The sequence below is a fragment of the Pseudozobellia thermophila genome, assembly GCF_900141855.1.
Lineage (GTDB): Bacteria > Bacteroidota > Bacteroidia > Flavobacteriales > Flavobacteriaceae > Pseudozobellia > Pseudozobellia thermophila.
Genome location: NZ_FQYU01000036.1, coordinates 1 through 1,016 on the forward strand (window position 1 = coordinate 1; position 1,016 = coordinate 1,016).

The following is a 1,016-nucleotide window of genomic DNA, read 5'->3' on the forward strand; positions in this document are numbered from 1 at the left end:
AAGTTATGAGTCTCCCCCTGGCCCCCCCTCTTTCAACACCATCATCAAACTTATTATTAAAGAATTATTGTCCTAAACATAGGGGTAAGCATAAATTAAGAACGGCCTTAAATCTGAAAAGTTTGAAAAGGAAAAATCCTTTTTGGGCATATTTTGGCTGGGCCATACTGTTATTGCCAGTCTTATTTGTTTTTTACCAACTGGCATCAGATGGAATTTATGAAGGGATTAAATCAATAAAAAAATCAAATAGAAAGAAAGAAATCGTAACTGAACTAAGTACAGATATTACCGATAAACTTGAAAGTCCAAAAGTAAAAGACGTTTACCATATCCAAATGGTTGAAGTGAAATCGGATTTGAGTGAGAATCAAAAAAAATCACGCCCTATCGTAAAGTATCTAGAATACATACTTGTCGGGTACTCTAAAAACAATGTTGAACTGGAGTTATCTGTAAACAACGAATTCGAAACTAAATATGTTTTACCCAAGGAAAAAATTAAAGTCTCCAAGGAAGATGTTGTGAAAATTATTGGGGATTTTGAACGTTTGGACATTTATACTATGAAAGGAGATTCTATAAAGGCACATGCTTTATTTAAAATCCAACAAATCGCAAGAAACTAAAGTACTTTTGCTAACGATGGCTATAGCAAATAGGGCGTAAAGTGCTTAATTCAAAGGCTTGAGCGTGTTTACGAAGTCCGCCAAATCTTTTGGATTTACTCATGTGATTTCTATTTTTTTAATAAGGAATTCGTGATAACGCTGCGCTAAGTTGGCAATTAAAAAAGAAAAATAATTACAAAACAAAAAGCTCTGGCTCGCGGACCAGACGTAAACGAAAAGTTTCCTTGCCTGCCCTACTTGCCATAGCCTGACCGATGGTCGATGATACCTCCGGCCCGTAAAAAACCGTGCGGTCGAGGCCGCCGCCCTACCTTTTTTTCCTACCATCGACCATCGGCCAGACAGTACGACTGCACATTCGCCCATAAAATTTGCTATATTTCA

At 37.1% G+C, this 1,016-nt stretch carries 1 protein-coding gene; it reads left to right on the forward strand.

Annotated features, from left to right (window positions below):
• Positions 1 to 629: hypothetical protein (locus BUB37_RS21280; protein ID WP_212635345.1), on the forward strand; the 629-nt coding region annotated here is incomplete at its 5' end.
• Positions 630 to 1,016 lie beyond the last annotated feature (387 nt).